The organism is Micromonospora sp. DT201 (genome assembly GCF_049841575.1).
Classification (GTDB): Bacteria; Actinomycetota; Actinomycetes; order Mycobacteriales; family Micromonosporaceae; genus Micromonospora.
Window position 1 is genome coordinate 299,915 of sequence record NZ_JBNCKP010000002.1, and the last position, 16,288, is coordinate 316,202.

A 16,288-nucleotide genomic window follows, 5' to 3' on the forward strand; every position below is an offset into this window, starting at 1 on the left:
ATGCGGATCTTTCTCACGCTCATGGCAAGATGTGCCAGGTGCAGGTCGGGATGCTTGGTCCATTCGAGGTTCGTACGGAAGACGGGGCCTTCACCGACGTGCCGGGCGCGCGGCTGCGCGGCCTGTTGACCGCCCTCGCGCTCAACCCGGGGCAGGTGGTCCCGAAGGCGACTCTCGTCGACTGGATCTGGGGCGAACACCCACCCTCCGATGCGGCGAACGCCCTGCACCGCCTGGTTTCCCGGCTGCGGAAGGTGCTGCCGGAAGGGTCGATCGAGGGGCAGACGGACGGCTACCGGTTGACGGTGGAACCCGGCGTCGTCGACGCCGTACGGTTCGAACGCCTCGTCGCCCAGGCGCGCGATGACGAGGGCCCGCAGCGGATTCGGCGGTTACGCGAGGCCCTCGCCCTGTGGCGCGGTACGGCCATGCAGGACGTCGGTCTGGCCGACAGCGCGGCGTTTGACGCGGCCGTCACCCGGCTGGAGAGGCTGCGCCTGTCCGCCATGGAGGATCGCTTCGACGTGGAGGTCAGCCTCGGCCACGGTCCGGAGTTGGTCGCGGAGTTGACCGACCTGGTGGCCGCGCACCCGGTGCGGGAACGGCTTGTCACCGCATTGATGCGTGCCCTCGCCGCGAGCGGTCGGGACAACGAGGCGCTACTCGTGTACCAGCGTACGAGCGAAGCCCTGGCCGACGAGCTGGGCGTCGACCCCTCGCCGGAGCTCTCGGCGTTGCACGTCGCGCTGCTGCGGGGCGAGTTGGGACAGCGGGAGGATAACCGGAAGACCAACCTGCGAGCCGAGCTGAGCAGCTTCGTCGGCAAGGACGAAGCTGTCGCCGAGGTCGGCGCGCTCGTCGCCGGACACCGGCTCACGACCCTGATCGGGCCGGGCGGCTCGGGAAAGACCCGGCTGGCCACGGAGACCGCGCGCAGGATGCTCGACGACCTGCCGGACGGCGCCTGGCTGGTGGAGCTCGCGGCCATCGGCGCCGACGGTGACGTGGTGCAGGCGACCCTCGCCGGGCTCGGGCTCCGGGACGCTCTGCTCGGCGAGGCACCGAGCATGGAGTTGATCGACCGGCTCGTCTCCGCGATCCGCGAGCGAGAGACGCTACTGATTCTGGACAACTGCGAGCACGTGATCGAGTCGGCGGCGGCGGTCGCCCATCGACTTCTCGGGGAGTGCCGGCGGCTGCGGATTCTGGCGACGAGCAGGGAACCGCTCGGCATCACCGGTGAGGCGCTGTGGCCGGTCGTGCCGCTGGCCTTGCCGGACGTCGACGCCGGCCCTGACGAGATCGAATCCTCTCCCGCCGTCCGGTTGCTGCTGGACCGGGCGGGCGCGGTGCGTAGGGATCTGGCGGTCGACGCACACACGTTGTCGACGATGGCGCGGGTCTGTCGGGCGCTGGACGGAATGCCGCTGGCGATCGAACTGGCCGCGGCCAGGTTGCGCACCATGTCCGTCGACCAGCTCGCCAGGCGGCTCGACGATCGGTTCCGCCTGCTGACCGGCGGCAGCCGTACCGCGTTGCCCCGGCACCGAACACTGCGCGCGGTGGTCGACTGGAGCTGGGAGTTGCTGACCGACGCCGAACGAGCGGTCCTGCGCAGGCTTTCGGTGTTTTCCGGCGGGGTGAGCCTGGAAGCGGCCGAACGGGTCTGCAGCGGCAACGAGGTCGAACAGGAGGACGTGCTCGAGCTGGTCACCGCGCTGGCCGAGAAGTCGCTGCTGGTCGCGGAAGGCGACGAGGCCCCGCGCTACCGGATGCTCGGCACGATCAAGGAGTACGCCGCGTACCGGCTCGCCGAGGCGGGGGAATCGGACCTGGCGCGCCACGCGCATCTCGCGTACTTCACCGAACTCACCGAGACCGCGGAGCCGCAGCTTCGCCGCGCGGACCAGGTGACCTGGCTCGCCACTCTCGAAGTCGAGCACGACAACATCGGTTCCGCGATGCGCGGTGCGCTCGCGGCCGGCGAAGCGCACGCGGCGATGCGGCTGGCCGCGGGTGCCGGCTGGTACTGGTGGCTCGGCGGCCACCGGACCGAGGGCATGGAGCTGATCACGGCGGCCACCGAGACGCCAGGAGAGGTGACCGACGAGATCCGGGCCACGGTGTACGCGCTCGTCGTGCTCTTCCTGAACTCGGGGCCGGGCGACGAGCGCCAGGCGGCGGAGTGGATCCACAGGGCGTACGAGTTCAGCCAGCGCAGTCACTCCGGCCACCCGGGGACGGCGCTCGTCGTGCCGTTGGAAGGCATGTTGCAGGGCCCGGGCGCGGTCCTTTCCGCATGGGAACCGCTGCTGGACGAGCAGGATCCCTGGGTACGCGCACTGGCCCGGCTGCAACTCGGCAAGATGCGGATCCTGCTCGGTCAGGACGGCCGGGACGTGGACGTGCACCTCGAGTCGGCGCTCGCCGAGTTCCGGGTGCTCGGTGAACGGTTCGGGATCTCCTTCGCCCTCACCGAGCTGGCGGAGTTGATTGCCGTACGCGGTGACTTCGCCGCTGCGTGCGAGCACTACGAAGAGGCGATCGCGGTCGTCACCGAAGTCGGCACCGTCGAAGACATCATCCGGATGCGGTCGCGGCAGGCTCAGCTCTACTGGCTGCTGGGTGATGAGGAGTCCAGCGCGGCTGCCGTCGCCGCAGCGCGGCGATCCGCGGAACGGGTCACGTGGCCGGGTGCGCTGGCCGTGCTGGCCCTGTCGCAGGCGGAACTCGCTCGCTGGCGTGGCGACGCCGACGAGGTGGCCCGGCAGGTCGGTGTCGTGACGACCCTGCTGCGCGACGAGGCGAAGCAGGCGCACATCCGCGTGCTGACACACGACCTGCTCGGGTATGTCGCCGAGGATCTCGACGAGGCGCGCAGCCACCACTCCTCGGCCTGCACCGCCGCAGCCGAGTTGGGGCACGCACCGTCGATCGCGCAGGTGCTCGTCGGAGTCGCGGACCTGGCGCTCCGCCGTGATCAGTACGAGCAGGCCGCGCGACTGCTCGCCGCGAGCACCGCCGTGCGCGGACGGCAGGATCATTCCCAGCCGGATGTCGCCCGGATCGAGGGGACAGTGCGGCGCCGCCTCGGCGAAGTGAGATTCGCGGAGGCGGCGCTGGAAGGCACTCGGACGAGCTGGAGTGAGTTGGTCGCGGTCACGCTCGCTTCGTGAACGTGGACCGCGCCCACAGGTAGCCGACGAGGGCGATGCCGACGCACCAGGCGATGGCGGTGATCGCGTCGCTGGAGGATGGCGTGCCGGTGAGGAGCCCGCGCAGGGTTTCGATGATCGGCGTGAAGGGTTGGTATTCCGCGAACTCCCGGAGCCCGGGGCCCATCTTGTCGGCCGGCACGATCGCGCTGCTGAAGAACGGCAGCATGACCAGGGGTACGGAGGCCAGGCCCGCCGTCTCTGGAGACTTCGCGAAAAGCCCCAGGGCGACCGTGAGCCAGCCGGCGGCGACACCGAGCAGCACGATGAGGCCGATCGCGCCGAGCCAGCCGAGGAGACTCGCCGACGGGCTGAATCCGAGCAGGAAGGCCACCCCGACCAGGGCCGCGATGGCGACCAGGTTGGTCAGTACGCTGGCGACGACGTGACCGGTCAGCACCGCACCTCGGGAGACGTGCATGACCTTGAACCGGTTGATGATGCCCTTCGTCATGTCGGAGTTCACCGCCGTCGCGGTGGCCCCCAGCCCGTAGCAGACCGCCAACAGCATCAGCCCCGGAGTGGCGTAGTCGATGTAGTCGACACCGACGTTGAAGGCGTCGCCGAACATGTACACGAACATCAACATGATCACGATCGGCATCAGGACCGCGTTGAACACCGAGGTCGGGTTCCGGGAGATGTGCTTGAAGTTGCGACGCAGCATGACGATCGAGTGGGACTTGGTGCTCATTTCGCGGAAACCTCCGGGGTGCGGGTGCCCGTCAGGGCGAGGAAGACGTCATCGAGGTCCGGCGTTTGTACGGAGAACCCTTCGGCGGTGATCGCGTACTCGTCGAGCCGGTCCAGCAGGGCCCGCAGCGAGGCGGTTCCGCCGTCACTGGGCACGCGCAGGGTCAGTGCCTCGTCGTCCCGGGTGGAGTCGCTGAGCACCCGGGCGGCGGCGTCGAGTTCGGCGACGGTGGTGAATTGGAGCCGGACGTGGGTGCCGGGGATCTGGCGCTTGAGCTCGTCGGGCGTGCCCTGGGCGACGATGCGCCCCTGGTCGAGTACGGCGATCCGGTCGGCGAGTTGGTCGGCTTCCTCGAGGTACTGGGTGGTGAGGAAGATCGTCACACCGTCGGCCACCAGGTCCCGGATGATCGACCACATCGTGCGGCGGCTGCGCGGGTCCAGGCCCGTCGTCGGCTCGTCGAGGAAGATGATCTGCGGGTCGCCGACGAGCGTCATCGCCAGGTCCAGCTTGCGGCGCATACCGCCGGAATAGGTCGACGCCGGCTTCTGCGCAGACTCGGTCAGATCGAACCGCTCCAGCAGTTCGGCGACGACCCGCTCGCCGTCCTTGGCGGGCACCTGGCTCAGGTCCACCATCAGTTGCAGATTCTCTCGGCCAGTCAGCAGCTCGTCCACGGCCGCGAACTGGCCGGTGACCCCGATCGTCGCGCGGACTGCCTTGGCCTGGGTGGCGGCATCGTGTCCGGCGATGCGTACGGTCCCACCGTCGGCCTTCACCAACGTGGTCAGCACGTTCACCGTCGTCGTCTTGCCCGCCCCGTTCGGGCCGAGCAGGGAGAAGATCGTGCCGGCGGGGACATCCAGGTCGATGCCATCGAGCACGACCTTGTCCTTGTATGCCTTTCGCAGCCCGGTGACTGCAATCGCTGAACTCGTCATGCACCTACCATCGGCGGCCGGGCTGTCACCCCCCTGCCATGGCCCTGACACGACCACTGACACGGTGTCCCACCTCGTCCGGCCCCGACTTCGAGCGGAACTGCAACAGATTCGCCCCGGCCGGCAATAGTCAGGTGTGACGAGCCAGATACAACCGTCCGACCAAGATCTGTGGTCGACCATCGCTGCCGGTGACGAGGTCGCCTTCGGCCGACTTTTCGACAGGTATGCCCGGGCGGTCTACAACCACGTGTTCCGGCTGACCGGCTCCTGGACGCTCGCGGAAGACGTGACCCAGTCGACCTTCCTGGTCGCGTGGCGGAGACGCGGTGAGGCGGCAGCCCTGGTCGACGGGTTGGTGTTGCCGTGGCTGCTGGTGGTCGCCACCAATACGACCCGCACCGAGTGGCGCTCGGCCCGCCGGTGGTTGGCAGCCCTGCGGAGGTTGCCACCCGAGCGGGAGGCGGACGCGGACCCGGCCAGCGACATAGTCGCGCGGCTCGATGACGAGCGGCAGATGACCAGGATCTTGGCGGTGGTCCGCCGATTACCTCGCGCGGAGCGGGAGGCGGTGGCCCTGTGCCTGTGGTCCGGCGTGCCGTACGGCGAGGCCGCGACAGTCCTCGGCATCAGCGAAGGCGCGCTCCGTTCGCGCGTAAGTCGCGCACGGGCTCGGTTGGCACGGATGGTCACTGACGGCAACAAGCAGGAGGAGGAGCGATGAAGGACATTCTCGACACGCCTGCCGAGCGGGATCTGCCCCCCGGCAAGGCGGCCACGATGCGGGTGGACCTGATGACGTCGATCCGCCGGCCTCGGCGCCGCAGGGCGGTACGACTCGGGATCGCCACCCTGGCGACGGCTGCGGCCGTGGTGGCCGGTGTGTCGATGGTGCCGAACGGAGACGGTGTGCGGAACCTGGCGATGGGTTCGAGTGAACTGTCACCGACGCTGCACCAAGCAATGGAGCAGTGCCTGTCGTGGAACGCGCAGCACGAGCGGCTTCCGGTGTCGATGGACCAGTTGGCCGTGGCCGCCGAGCAGGATCACCGTGCCGTGGCGCTGTTCATAACGGAGACCGGGTACTTCACCTGTGATGTCTCAAGGCCGCCCCATGAGGAGGCCAGTGGGGGTACCAGCGGTGAACGCGTCTGGCCACAACGGAACTGGTTGCCCGGCCCGATGCAGCGGTTCGTGCTCTCGTCGACCGACTGGGACGGCGGTGACGTCGCGGTGACCGGCCGGGTCAGTGCTCGGGTGGATCGGCTGGTGCTCGAACACGGCGACGGGCACACGACCACGGCGCGGTTGGCCAACGGTGTGTTCGGCCTGCTCAGCGAGGGTGCCACCGTCAACGAGAAGGCCGAGTTGGTCGCCTATGACGCCACCGGAGCTGAGATCGACCGCCGGCTGCTGTTCCGTCCGTCCGACGAGTTCGACCACTGTTACGTCGACTCCTCCGGCACCCTCGTCTACGGCGAGCCGGGAGCTGACTGCCGGCCCGCCGAGCGCTGGGGGCAGTAGGTAAGCCCGCTGCTATCGGGCGTTCACCGGGATCAGCAGGTCGATCTCGTCGCGCCGACGGTAGAACTCGATGCTGGGACGCGTCGAATCGTGGTCGGCAACCTGCTCCAGCTCCGCGTATCGGATGGGGATGTGTGAGTAGATCTCTGGCGGCTCACCCTGCACGGTCGTCGACAGGTAGTGGCCGCCGGGGATCGACCCGGACTGGAGCCCGCTCAACGCGTCGTCGCCGTCGTCCTGGACCTGCACGCAGACGCGGTACGACCCATCGGGCGGGCCGAAGACCCCGAAGAACTTCCGCCCATGAAGTGACCCCACGATCTCCTCCAGGCGGGCCCACGCCTCCGTGATCGCGTCCTGCTCGTCGGCCGTCGAGATGAACATGACTGGTGTTTCCGGGCGCTCGACGAGCCGGGTGATCGGATCCGGTGCCGCCATCGACGCATTCATGACTGGCAAACTACGCCGCCCGTGCGACAGGTCACTGCTTCTGCCCGAGTGGCCGCGAAGCACCGCCCAACTGTTGGTGGCGTTTGAGGAGTTCTGCGCAAGGGTTCAGTGGGACGACCGAGCCCGCGGGATCGACCGCGGTGGTTCCTGCTGGATCCGCGCGGGTCCTTCGATGGGCCGTGCTTCAGCTCGCGGTTACCGTCGGGCCACCACCGCTGCCACGGTCGTCGATCACGAGCGGTGCGCGACCGCGCACCTCGTACCGGATGTGGGTCACCTGCGGTGTGTGGATGACGCGGGTCGGCGTCAGCTCGACCGCCTCCCTGTCGCCGAGGTCGAGGTCCGCGTCGAACAGTCGGAGCCCGGTGCCGAGCACAACCGGTACGACGTGCAGCTCCAACTCGTCGAGCGCTGGGGCAATAGGCGAGCCCAAGGGCAAGAATCACCCGGCTGGGCCCCGCGTGCGCCGCACCCGCCGATCATCGAGCCAGAGTGCCAGTCCCTCACGAGCGCGGTACGCGGCGACACCGCTGACCAGGACGGTGATCAGGATGGTCCAGAACCAGAACCGGCCACCCACTCCGCCAGGTGGGCTCGCGTCGCGGGTGCGGCCGGCGCTGATCACGTTGTCGGCGACGTCGACAGCAAGGACCTGCTCCGGGGCAGTCAACATGGTCCGTGGCGCGGTGGCGCCGGGCGTCAGCGCCAGCACCCGTACGCTGCGCACATTGGGGTACGCGGTGCGCTGGTCCATCTCCAGCGGCTGGTCGAACCGGTCCGGACTTAGGGGTTCGGGCTGGTACGCGACCACCATCGCCGACCCGTCCGGGCCCCAGCCGAGCAGTCGGATCGCGGTCACGCCGGAGACGCCGGGCAGCGGCAGCGGCGCGGTGTCCCTGCCGGTGGCGGGATCGACCCGGCGCAGGCTCCAGTCGGTGGTGCCGGCCTTCCGGCTGACAAGCGTCAACGCACCGTCCGTGGTCCATGCGCCCTTGCCGGCCAGCCAGCTCTCGGCGGGCAGTTGGAAGGAGGACACCGCCCGGCCGTCGGGGTCGGCAACCGTCACGGTCCGGCCAATCTGGTACGCGAGCCGCCCCCCGTCGGGAGCAAAGGCAACGGACGAGCCGAAGATCGGCTGTTCAATCCAGTCGGTCAACCGGGTCCGGCGTTTGCCGTCGACCGTGACGATGCTCAGCACCTGCCGATAGCTGCTGCCCTCCGGGTTGGCCGGCACGGTGTCGTTGACCACCAGGTGCTCGCCGTCAGGTGACCAGGCCAACGGGGTGGTCCCCACGCTGTCGGCGACCGCGCTGGGTATCTGCCGGGTGCGGCCGGCGACGAGGTCAATGACGTCGAACCGGGGGTCGTCGTACAGGCCGGCGGGCCGGGCCACGTACCGGCCGTCCGGGGAGAGGACCACCTGCTCGCCGACCGGTGCCTCGTACCCCATCGAGAAGATCCGGTAGCGGTCGGAGTCGGCGCCGACGACACCGACGATCCCGTCCTCGTCCCAGCCCTGAAGGCGTGCCGCCTGACCGCTGAAGATGACCGACGCCGGCCCGAGCCGGGGTCGGTCGGTGGCGTGCAGCGCCCCGAGCGGTGGCAGGGCGATCCGGTCGGGCAGCGCGGCATCCGCGCCGGCCGCCGGATCGACGGCGGGGGTACGCGTCAGCGGTAGCACAGCCCCGGTCAGCGCGACGAGCACCAGCGCGGCGACAGCGGCGAGGACGGCTCGGCGGCGGGAGCGGCGGGCGGTGGCGAGCGCTCGTTCGTAGACCGGGTAGGCGGGGACGTCGGCCGCGGCGGCGTGCAGCGTCTCACGGAGGCGGGCGGTCACTGCTGGCTCCTCTCCACCGTCGTGTCGACCAGGTCGAGGGCGGTCGTGCGCAGCCGGCGGATGGCGTCGTGGCCGTGCCGCTTGACGGTGCCGACCGAGCAGCCAAGAACCTCGGCGGCTTGGGCCTCGGTCAGGTCCTCGTAGAACCGCAGCACGATCACGGCGCGCTGACGAGGGGTGAGCCGGCGCAGCGCGTTCACCAGGCTCAGCCGCAGCGCGGTCGCCTCGGAGTGGTCGTCGCCGGGCCGCTCGGTGGGGTGCGACTCCAGCCGTTCGGCCAGCCGGCGACGCCGCCACCAGGAGACCTGCTGGTGGTACATCACCCGCCGCACGTACGCCTCGGGGTCGCCGCCGTGAATCCGCCGCCAGTGCCGGTACGTCCGGGCCAGGGCGCTCTGCAACAGATCTTCGGCGAGCTGGTGGTCACCGGTGAGCAGGTAGGCCGTCCGGGACAGCGCCGGCGTGCGGTGCACCACGAACTCGTGGAACGTCTCGGTCATCCCCACCCCCTCGCCAGGTAGAACGCCACCCGTCACGGAAATGGTTGAGGCTGGGCCACCGGTTCAGGTCGCGGAGCCCAAGACCGGAAGCATCCGCGACGACGTGGGCGCCGGCGTCGTCACCCTCGTCCTTGCTGGCCTCCGCCGCACGGAACCATGAGCAAACTTGGCCTTGTGCCAACCCATCCACTGCGCTCAGCTGGAGGCCCGGAACTTCTGGTGCCGTCGGAGGAGTTCCTGTAGTGCGCTGATTTCGGCAGCCAGCGCGGCCTGCCCCTGCTGGGTGATCCTGATCCAGGTCTTGGGTCTGCGGCCGTGGTAGCCCCGCTCGATCTGGATCAGGTCGGCCTCTTCGAGTACGGCGAGATGTCGGGAAAGATTGCCGGCGGTGAGTTCGAGTGCGTCGCGGAGATAGGCGACCTCCACCCGCTCGGCCTCCGCGGCGATGGTGAGGATGCCGAGCCGGTTGCGCTGGTGGACGGTGTCGCTGAGCCCGTTCGTCGGATGCCCACCGTTGGCGGGGCCGTTGGCCGCTGCGTCGGCGCCATCCGCACTGCTCACGCCAACCTCTTCTTGTTCGTGGTGAGGAGGGCGACGATGCCGCCGACGAGCAGGATCGGTGCTGGCAGCAGGGCCGCCAGCATGAAGCTGTAGCGGCTCAGGTCCCCCGGCTCAAAGTCCGTGGTCTGGAAGTAGATGTTGATGAACACGACCGCGACGACGTAGCAGACGGCCACGGCCGTTAGGCCGCGACTGCGCTCCAGGCGGGCGAGGACCAGAAGACCCACCGCGATGACCAGATGCGGAAGCATGCCGCGATTGGAGACGCCCAACAGCGGTGTGGTCGCCCAACTGGTCCCGCTCGAAATCGCCGCCGCCGTGTTGAGCAACAGGAACCGCAGCACGATCGGCAACACGAGCCCGACCAGGGTGCCCACGATGCCGGCGATGACGTACGGCCGAGCCGAGGTCTGGACGCCCACCCGTAAACCATGCCACCGATACCACCAGAGGCTGAGCAGGTAGCCGCCGATGAGCGCCGCCAGCCAGTACCAGCCGAGGGCCGCTGAGCGTTCGAGGAAGTCCCCACCGAGGCCGGTCAGTGCGGGGTTGTCCTGCGTGGCGCGCAGGGTGGGCGATTCGACCGACTCGACGTACAGGGGTGCGGCCATCGCCATCAGGAGACCGAACAGCAGTAGCGGCAGCCAGTAGGCGTGTCGGGCGGCCCGGGTACGCCGCTGGAGGGCGGTCACCGACGCCAGCAGCTCTCCGGGTGTGTCCTTGCTGTTCGGTGCGGTGCTCGATTGTTCCGACACGATGCCCTCCAGGATTGATCCTGCACTACCAATAGGTTTGCATTGCAAATCAATCTGCGCAAGGGTTCAGTGGGACGGCCGGGCCCGCGGGATCGACCGCGGTGGTTCCCGCTGGATCCGCGCGGGTCCTTCGATGGGCCGTGCTTCAGTTCGCGGTTACCGTCGGGCCACCACCGCTGCCACGGTCGTCGAGCACGAGCGGTGCGCGACCGCGCACCTCGTACCGGATGTGGGTCACCTGCGGTGTGTGGATGACGCGGGTCGGCGTCAGCTCGACCGCCTCCTTGTCGCCGAGGTCGAGGTCCGCGTCGAACAGTCGGAGCCCGGTGCCGAGCACCACCGGTACGACGTGCAGTTCCAACTCGTCGAGCAGACCGACCTTGAGCACCTGTCGCACCAGGCTGCCGCCCCCGGCCACGGCGACGTTCTTGCCACCGGCCGCGGCGCGTGCCTGCTCGACGGCGCTGGCCACGCCATCGGTGACGTAGGTGAAGCTGGTGCCTCCCTGCCGCAGCAGGCGCTGGCGGGGGCGGTGTGTGACGACGAAGACCGGCGCGCGGAACGGCGGCTCGTCACCCCAGGGCACCTCACCCCCGTCGGCCATCCGGCGTCCCATCACGTACGCGCCGGCGGCCCCGAACGACTCGGCAACCACGTCGGAGTTGGCGTCCTGCTCCCCGCCGGTGAAGCCCTGTCGCTCCCGCCAGGCCGTCGCCTCGGTCACCCAGCGGGTGACCCGGAAGAAAGCTGCGCTCTCCGCCGAGTCGATCCAGTCGCCGCCGCCGTCGAACTGTGGGCCCGCGTAGAACCCGTCCACCGACACCGACAGCTGCGCGGTCACCTTCGTCATCTCGCGTCTTTCCTCTCCTCGGGCGGCACCTCTCGGGTGCCTGCTCATGGAGGAGTCGGACCCGACCGAGACAGCCCTACAGGGCGACGGTGTGATGCGGGCCACACGTTGGCAGGACTTACTGCATGCGGTCGACGATCGCGGCCTCGATCCGCAGACCGATGCCGGTCAGGATGAGGAAGGCGGCGAGGATCTGGGGTTTTAGCCCGTCGTAGCTGGACATCATGCTGAGCACCGACGTCATGAAGCCCGCCACCAGCGAGATGGTGCCAAAGGCTCGTACCGTGGCGGCTCGCCCCGAAGGTAGGTCCACAGCGGAACGGTAGCGATAGCCGGGAGTCGGTGGTGCCCCCAGCTAGGCTGGCGATCATGCGGATTGGCATCGTGATCCTGCCCGACCAGCGTTGGGCGGAGGCGCAGCGTCGCTGGCGGCAGGTCGACGAGTGGGGCTTCGACCATGCCTGGACCTACGACCACCTGGGCTGGCGGGACCTGGTCGACGGCCCGTGGTTCGACTCGATGACCACGCTGACCGCCGCCGCCACGGTGACGTCCCGGATCCGGTTGGGCACCCTCGTCGCGTCGCCGAACTTCCGGCACCCGGCCGCGTTCGCCCGGCAGATCACCACGGTGGACGACGTCTCGGACGGTCGCCTGCTGCTCGGCCTGGGCGCGGGCGGCATCGGCTTCGACTCGGCCGTGCTGGGCGGCGAGACGCTCCCGCCGCGTCAGCGCGTCGACCGGTTCGCCGAGTTCACCGAATTGCTGGATCTGATTCTGCGGGAGGACGGCACCACCTGGCGCGGTGACTGGTTCAGCGCGGTGGACGCCCGCAACAACCCCGGCTGCGTCCAGCAGCCCCGGGTGCCGTTCGTGGTGGCCGCCAACGGGCCGCGGTCGATGCGGCTTGTGGCCCGCTTCGGTCAGGGGTGGGTGACCACCGGCACCGGTGACGACAACGACCTGGCGAGCTGGTGGGACAGCGTGTCGGCGCTGTCCGCGCGGATGGACCGGACGCTGGACGAGGCTGGCCGCGACCCGGCCACGCTGGACCGCTACCTCTCACTGGACGCGGCGCCGGTGTTCTCGCTCAGCAGCGCGCAGTTCTTCGCCGATCAGGTCGGCCGGGCAGCCGACCTCGGCTTCACCGACGTGGTGACGCACTGGCCGCGCGCCAGCAGCTGGTACGCCGGCGACGAGGCCGTCCTGGTGGACGTGGCGACCCGGTTGTTGCCGGAGCTGCGCGGCTGAACCGGCACCGCAGCGGAGCCGACCAACCGGATCAGGTGCCGAGGTCGCCGCTGGCCACGCCGCCCTCGCCACCGGAGACCAGCCGTAGGCGGAGGCAGACGATCGGGGTGTCTCCGTCGACCGGGGTGCCGAGCCGCGCCCAGTAGGCCGAGTGCCCGGCCCGCCACTCCTCGATCGAGCGATCACCCTCCCCCTCGGCGCGGGCGAAGTCCCATGGCACGTCGGCGAAGCGGACGATCTCAACTCCGGTGATCTCCACCACGCCGGCCAGGGCGTTGTCGTCGTCGACCAGGGCCAGCCGTTCGCCGACGTGCTCCAACTCCTCGCCCTCTTCCGCGTACTCGGCGAGCCGCCCGGCCGTCGCGGTCTTCACACCGGCGAGCACCAGGGTGTTGAGGGTTTCCCGTAGCTCGCCGGGGGTTCCGAGGGCGAGGGCGCGCAGTTCACCGATCCGAGGCCACATCCTGCCGAGGCTAGGCCAGCGCGGCCCACGCCGCCGCCGCAATACGTCGGGCTCTGCTCAGATCAACTGCCCGGCGTAGCCGGCGGCGGTGAGCAGCCGGTCGTCGCCGGTGGCCGCGTGCGCGTCGAGCACCGCATCGGCCAGCTTGACCACGTGCTCGTCGCCGTGCCGGGCCGCGCGGGCGAAGACCTCCGCCGGGGTCGCGGCCGTCACGGTCGGTGGCGCGAGGCCGTCGACCGGGGCGTACACCGAGGTCATGGCCGCCGTCGCGGCCCAGGCCGCGGCGAGGCTCGGCGCCCACAGCGCCTGGTCGAGTGCCGGCAGGGTACGCAGCACCGCGGTCGGTGCGGTGACCGCGTGCACCAGCATGACCGGCTCGACATGCCCGAAGCGCAGGTAGTCGAGGCCGGCACGGTGCACCAGCGTGGTGAGCCCTCGCTCCGCCTCGGCCGGCGTTCGGCCCGTGGTTGGAGATCGAGGATGTCGTCACTCATGCGTCGATCGTCGGAGCTGAAGCATGGTTCAAGTCAAGCTGGTAGATCCGCTGCGTTGATCAGGCCGGTGATCCGGAGCTCCGCCGCGACCTCGGGTGGGCAGTCGACGGCCACGACGGCGGTGCCCAGCACCTCGGCACCGCGGGCGGCACAGATGTCGTAGAGAGCGTGGAGTTGTGCTCCGGTGCGCACCCAGTCGTCCACGACCAGAACCCGGTCGCCGGGGCCGAGGTGCCGGTCCCGTACGGCCAGGTCGACCCGCCGGCCCCGGTAGTCCGGTGGGCTCTGCGCCCAGGTGAGCGGCCCGGCCGGCAGTCGCCCATCGCCGGGTTTGTGGGCGGCCACGAAGCCGACCCCGAGGGCAGTGGCGGCCAATGGCCCGAGTAGCAGCCCGGTGACTGCCGGGGCGAGCACCACGGTCGGCCGGGCGGCCCGGTGCGGCGCCACCAGGGCTGGCCCCAGCTCGGCGAGGACGGTCGGGTCACGCCACCAGCCGGAGATGTCGCTGACCAGGTGACTGGTGCCCGGGCCGGGGTCGATCCACTGGAACAGGGTGGCCAGACGTTCGGTCAGCTCAGCGGGCATCCGCCCATCCTGCGGCACGCACGGTCGGCGTGTCGGCACCTGGGCCGGCCGGCCCACCCCGGATCGGATGATCGGCTACACGTACCAGTGCAAATCCGGGCATACCACAATGATCACGTTGACTTCGGAAGTGCTTCTCTCGTTACGGTCCGACCCGGTTTGTTCAGACGACGAAAGGACCGGGCCGGTGGCAGCCAAGCACTCGCGTACCCGCATCTTCTCCTCCCCGGCGGGCATCGTGGCCACCGCGGCGGTCGGCGTCGCCCTCGCCGTCGGGGGCACGGTCGGTGCCGTGCAGCTCACCTCCGGCTCTGCGCAGTCGGGGCAGGAGGCTCTCGACCTCACCCCGACCACCGCCGCGAGCAGCCTCAGCCCCAGCTCCCCGGCAGCCTCCCCGAGTGCCAGCGCCTCGCCGAGCGTGACCGCGAGCCCGTCGGCCACCCGGTCGCAGCAGGCCGCGTCCCGGGGCAAGGCCCGCACCGCGTCGCCGAAGCCGAGCCCGACCGCGAAGAAGACCACGGCATCGCCAAAGGTGCTGGAGAGCGGCTCGTGCGGCGCCTCGTTCTACTCCGACGGGCAACTCACCGCCAACGGTGAGTCGTTCAACCCGAACGCGCTGACCGCCGCGCACAAGACGCTGCCGTTCAACACCAAGGTCCGGGTGACCAACCCGGCCAACGGCAAGTCGGTCGTGGTGCGGATCAACGACCGCGGCCCGTTCATCGACGGCCGTTGCCTGGACCTCTCCCGGGCCGCGTTCGCCACCATCACCTCGGTTGACGTGGGCGCGCTCACCGTCCGTTACGAAGTCCTCGGCTGACCGGGGCGGATTACGCCGGTTCGGTCGGTCGACCGGGCCGGCCGGACAGAACCTTCTCGGACGACGGGTCAGGTTCTTTCACCGGTTCACGCGGATCAGGCAAACTGTCCCTCGTATCCACGCGACTCCTCCAGTCGGGCCGTCGCCCGCTGAGCCCCGGATCCCGCGCCGGCCTCGGCGCGGCCCTCGTCTTGCTCGCGATCGTGTCGGCACTGGAGGCGGCGGACGGCCGTTTGGCACACTACGTCGCGCTGTTGGCGGCCGTACCGTTCCTGGCCGCCGCGGTTGCGTCCTGGCCGGTCGTGCTGGGGGTGGGCGTCGCAGCGACCCTGGCCGGGGCTGGCTTCGCCGTGGTCGAGCCGGACATGTCGCTGGTCACCTCGGTCAACGTGGTCGCGGTCGCGCTCGCCACCGGGCTGGCGGTGGCGGTGGCGTCGGTTCGGCAGCGGCAGGCGGAGCAGATCGTCGAGCTGACCAAGCTCGCCTCGGTGGCCCAGCAGGCGGTGCTGCGTCCGCTCGGGCCGCAGGTCGGGACACTCTCGGTTGCAGGGCGCTACATCTCCTCCACCGCCAGGGCCGAGATCGGCGGAGACCTGTACGAGGCGATCGACACGCCCTACGGCGTACGCATGATCATCGGTGACGTTCGTGGCAAGGGCCTGGACGCCGTCCGACTGGCGAGCATCGTCCTCGGCTCCTACCGGCACGTGGCGTACGAGCGGTCCGACCTGCGCGCCGTCGTCGCCGACCTGGACCGCGCGGTGGCCCGCAACGTCGGTGACGAGGACTTCGTGACTGCGGCCCTGGTCGAGGAGCGCGGCGGCACCCTCACGATCGTCAACTGCGGGCATCCGCCACCGCTGCTGCTGCGCCGAGGTGCGGTGATCCCGCTGGAGCCGCCAGCGCCGGCGCCTCCGCTGGGGTTCATGCCGGTGGTGCGCCCCCGGGTCGAACGTCTGGAGCCGGGGGACCGGCTGCTGCTGTTCACCGACGGCCTCGGTGAGGCACGGCGGGACGGCGAATTCTTCCCCACCGCCGACCGGGCCTGGCGACTGCTCGGCCACGGCACGGTCGCCGACGGGCTGGCCTCGCTGGAGACCGCCCTGATCGAGTGGGTCCACGGACGGCTCGACGACGACATCGCCCTGGTCCTCATGGAGTACGTCGGTGCCCGTACCGGCGCGACGGCGGCCGTCCCGAGCTGGGAAGTCGGCGCCGCCGAGAGCTGACCCACGCCTTGTTGCGAGCGTGTGTGTAATCGCCGTCACTTGGGTGATCCGCTTGTCGCTGCCTACCCGTGAGTAATACAGTCGGGGTTACTGATCGGTAATACCTGTCCGGAAGCGGG

19 protein-coding genes are annotated in these 16,288 nt (G+C 69.9%); 6 read left to right on the forward strand and 13 right to left on the reverse strand.

Translation table 11 applies throughout. The features are described from left to right. Positions 1-38 precede the first annotated feature (38 nt). A complete protein-coding gene (locus ACLQ28_RS05165) occupies positions 39-3,176 on the forward strand; it encodes a BTAD domain-containing putative transcriptional regulator (protein ID WP_425685030.1) in 3,138 nt (1,045 codons plus the stop codon). Here ACLQ28_RS05165 and ACLQ28_RS05170 read toward each other — a convergent pair. Both ACLQ28_RS05170 and ACLQ28_RS05175 read right to left on the reverse strand, forming a co-directional pair. Beyond that, entirely contained in the window at positions 3,160-3,909 is a 750-nt protein-coding gene (locus ACLQ28_RS05170; protein WP_425685031.1) for an ABC transporter permease, read from the reverse strand. The two genes, ACLQ28_RS05165 and ACLQ28_RS05170, sit on opposite strands and share 17 nt — an antisense overlap. Further along, a complete protein-coding gene (locus tag ACLQ28_RS05175; protein ID WP_425685032.1) occupies positions 3,906-4,850 on the reverse strand; it encodes an ATP-binding cassette domain-containing protein in 945 nt (314 codons plus the stop codon). Before ACLQ28_RS05175 ends, ACLQ28_RS05170 begins: the two co-directional genes overlap by 4 nt. A 136-nt stretch (positions 4,851-4,986) precedes the next feature. On the opposite strand from ACLQ28_RS05175, the gene ACLQ28_RS05180 reads away from it, so the two are divergent. Next, a complete protein-coding gene (locus ACLQ28_RS05180; protein ID WP_425685033.1) occupies positions 4,987-5,574 on the forward strand; it encodes an RNA polymerase sigma factor in 588 nt (195 codons plus the stop codon). Next, positions 5,571-6,374 carry a hypothetical protein gene (locus tag ACLQ28_RS05185; protein WP_425685034.1) on the forward strand — a complete coding sequence of 268 codons (804 nt, stop codon included), beginning with the start codon at positions 5,571-5,573 and terminating at the stop codon, positions 6,372-6,374. The genes ACLQ28_RS05180 and ACLQ28_RS05185 overlap by 4 nt, the downstream gene beginning before the upstream one ends. A gap of 12 nt (positions 6,375-6,386) precedes the next feature. On the opposite strand, the gene ACLQ28_RS05190 is transcribed toward ACLQ28_RS05185, so the two are convergent. From ACLQ28_RS05190 to ACLQ28_RS05225, 8 genes are all read right to left on the reverse strand, one after another. Then, positions 6,387-6,824 carry a GyrI-like domain-containing protein gene (locus ACLQ28_RS05190; protein WP_425685035.1) on the reverse strand — a complete coding sequence of 146 codons (438 nt, stop codon included), beginning with the start codon at positions 6,822-6,824 and terminating at the stop codon, positions 6,387-6,389. A gap of 184 nt (positions 6,825-7,008) precedes the next feature. Beyond that, positions 7,009-7,257, reverse strand: a complete 249-nt coding sequence (locus ACLQ28_RS05195) for a hypothetical protein (RefSeq protein ID WP_425685036.1) — start codon at positions 7,255-7,257, stop codon at positions 7,009-7,011. A 9-nt stretch (positions 7,258-7,266) separates the two neighbouring features. Then, on the reverse strand, positions 7,267-8,661 hold the full coding sequence (locus ACLQ28_RS05200; protein ID WP_425685037.1) for a TolB family protein: 1,395 nt from the start codon (positions 8,659-8,661) through the stop codon (positions 7,267-7,269). Next, positions 8,658-9,161 carry a SigE family RNA polymerase sigma factor gene (locus ACLQ28_RS05205; protein WP_425685038.1) on the reverse strand — a complete coding sequence of 168 codons (504 nt, stop codon included), beginning with the start codon at positions 9,159-9,161 and terminating at the stop codon, positions 8,658-8,660. Before ACLQ28_RS05205 ends, ACLQ28_RS05200 begins: the two co-directional genes overlap by 4 nt. Before the next feature lie 195 nt (positions 9,162-9,356). Next, entirely contained in the window at positions 9,357-9,722 is a 366-nt protein-coding gene (locus tag ACLQ28_RS05210) for a transcriptional regulator (RefSeq protein WP_425685039.1), read from the reverse strand. Further along, positions 9,719-10,477, reverse strand: a complete 759-nt coding sequence (locus ACLQ28_RS05215) for a hypothetical protein (RefSeq protein ID WP_425685040.1) — start codon at positions 10,475-10,477, stop codon at positions 9,719-9,721. The genes ACLQ28_RS05210 and ACLQ28_RS05215 overlap by 4 nt, the downstream gene beginning before the upstream one ends. Positions 10,478-10,622: 145 nt before the next feature. Next, complete coding sequence (locus ACLQ28_RS05220; protein ID WP_425685041.1) at positions 10,623-11,327, reverse strand: dihydrofolate reductase family protein; 705 nt, start codon at positions 11,325-11,327, stop codon at positions 10,623-10,625. A gap of 118 nt (positions 11,328-11,445) precedes the next feature. Further along, positions 11,446-11,640: a hypothetical protein gene (locus tag ACLQ28_RS05225; RefSeq protein ID WP_425685042.1), complete on the reverse strand. Its 195-nt coding sequence runs from the start codon at positions 11,638-11,640 to the stop codon at positions 11,446-11,448. A 56-nt stretch (positions 11,641-11,696) separates the two neighbouring features. Here ACLQ28_RS05225 and ACLQ28_RS05230 point away from each other — a divergent pair, with 56 nt between their 5' ends. After that, on the forward strand, positions 11,697-12,578 hold the full coding sequence (locus ACLQ28_RS05230) for an LLM class flavin-dependent oxidoreductase (protein ID WP_425685043.1): 882 nt from the start codon (positions 11,697-11,699) through the stop codon (positions 12,576-12,578). Positions 12,579-12,609: 31 nt separating this feature from the next. On the opposite strand, the gene ACLQ28_RS05235 is transcribed toward ACLQ28_RS05230, so the two are convergent. The 3 genes from ACLQ28_RS05235 to ACLQ28_RS05245 form a co-directional block, all read right to left on the reverse strand. Beyond that, positions 12,610-13,041: an ASCH domain-containing protein gene (locus ACLQ28_RS05235; RefSeq protein WP_184180261.1), complete on the reverse strand. Its 432-nt coding sequence runs from the start codon at positions 13,039-13,041 to the stop codon at positions 12,610-12,612. A 57-nt stretch (positions 13,042-13,098) separates the two neighbouring features. Then, positions 13,099-13,461: a hypothetical protein gene (locus tag ACLQ28_RS05240; protein WP_425685044.1), complete on the reverse strand. Its 363-nt coding sequence runs from the start codon at positions 13,459-13,461 to the stop codon at positions 13,099-13,101. 107 nt (positions 13,462-13,568) lie between these two features. Further along, on the reverse strand, positions 13,569-14,120 hold the full coding sequence (locus ACLQ28_RS05245) for a phosphoribosyltransferase family protein (protein WP_425685045.1): 552 nt from the start codon (positions 14,118-14,120) through the stop codon (positions 13,569-13,571). Positions 14,121-14,307: 187 nt separating this feature from the next. Between ACLQ28_RS05245 and ACLQ28_RS05250 the strand changes: the two genes are divergently transcribed. Further along, positions 14,308-14,940: a septal ring lytic transglycosylase RlpA family protein gene (locus ACLQ28_RS05250; RefSeq protein ID WP_425685046.1), complete on the forward strand. Its 633-nt coding sequence runs from the start codon at positions 14,308-14,310 to the stop codon at positions 14,938-14,940. 104 nt (positions 14,941-15,044) lie between these two features. Next, entirely contained in the window at positions 15,045-16,169 is a 1,125-nt protein-coding gene (locus tag ACLQ28_RS05255) for a PP2C family protein-serine/threonine phosphatase (RefSeq protein ID WP_425685341.1), read from the forward strand. Positions 16,170-16,288 lie beyond the last annotated feature (119 nt).

Bases quoted from the DNA above. Each gene is read 5' to 3' on its own strand.
- ACLQ28_RS05170 (WP_425685031.1), bottom strand. From the start codon at position 3,909: ATGAGCACCAAGTCCCACTCGATCGTCATGCTGCGTCGCAACTTCAAG.
- ACLQ28_RS05245 (WP_425685045.1), bottom strand. From the start codon at position 14,120: ATGCCCGCTGAGCTGACCGAACGTCTGGCCACCCTGTTCCAGTGGATC.
- ACLQ28_RS05190 (WP_425685035.1), bottom strand. From the start codon at position 6,824: ATGAATGCGTCGATGGCGGCACCGGATCCGATCACCCGGCTCGTCGAG.
- ACLQ28_RS05220 (WP_425685041.1), bottom strand. From the start codon at position 11,327: ATGACGAAGGTGACCGCGCAGCTGTCGGTGTCGGTGGACGGGTTCTAC.
- ACLQ28_RS05205 (WP_425685038.1), bottom strand. From the start codon at position 9,161: ATGACCGAGACGTTCCACGAGTTCGTGGTGCACCGCACGCCGGCGCTG.
- ACLQ28_RS05235 (WP_184180261.1), bottom strand. From the start codon at position 13,041: ATGTGGCCTCGGATCGGTGAACTGCGCGCCCTCGCCCTCGGAACCCCC.
- ACLQ28_RS05185 (WP_425685034.1), top strand. From the start codon at position 5,571: ATGAAGGACATTCTCGACACGCCTGCCGAGCGGGATCTGCCCCCCGGC.
- ACLQ28_RS05175 (WP_425685032.1), bottom strand. From the start codon at position 4,850: ATGACGAGTTCAGCGATTGCAGTCACCGGGCTGCGAAAGGCATACAAG.
- ACLQ28_RS05230 (WP_425685043.1), top strand. From the start codon at position 11,697: ATGCGGATTGGCATCGTGATCCTGCCCGACCAGCGTTGGGCGGAGGCG.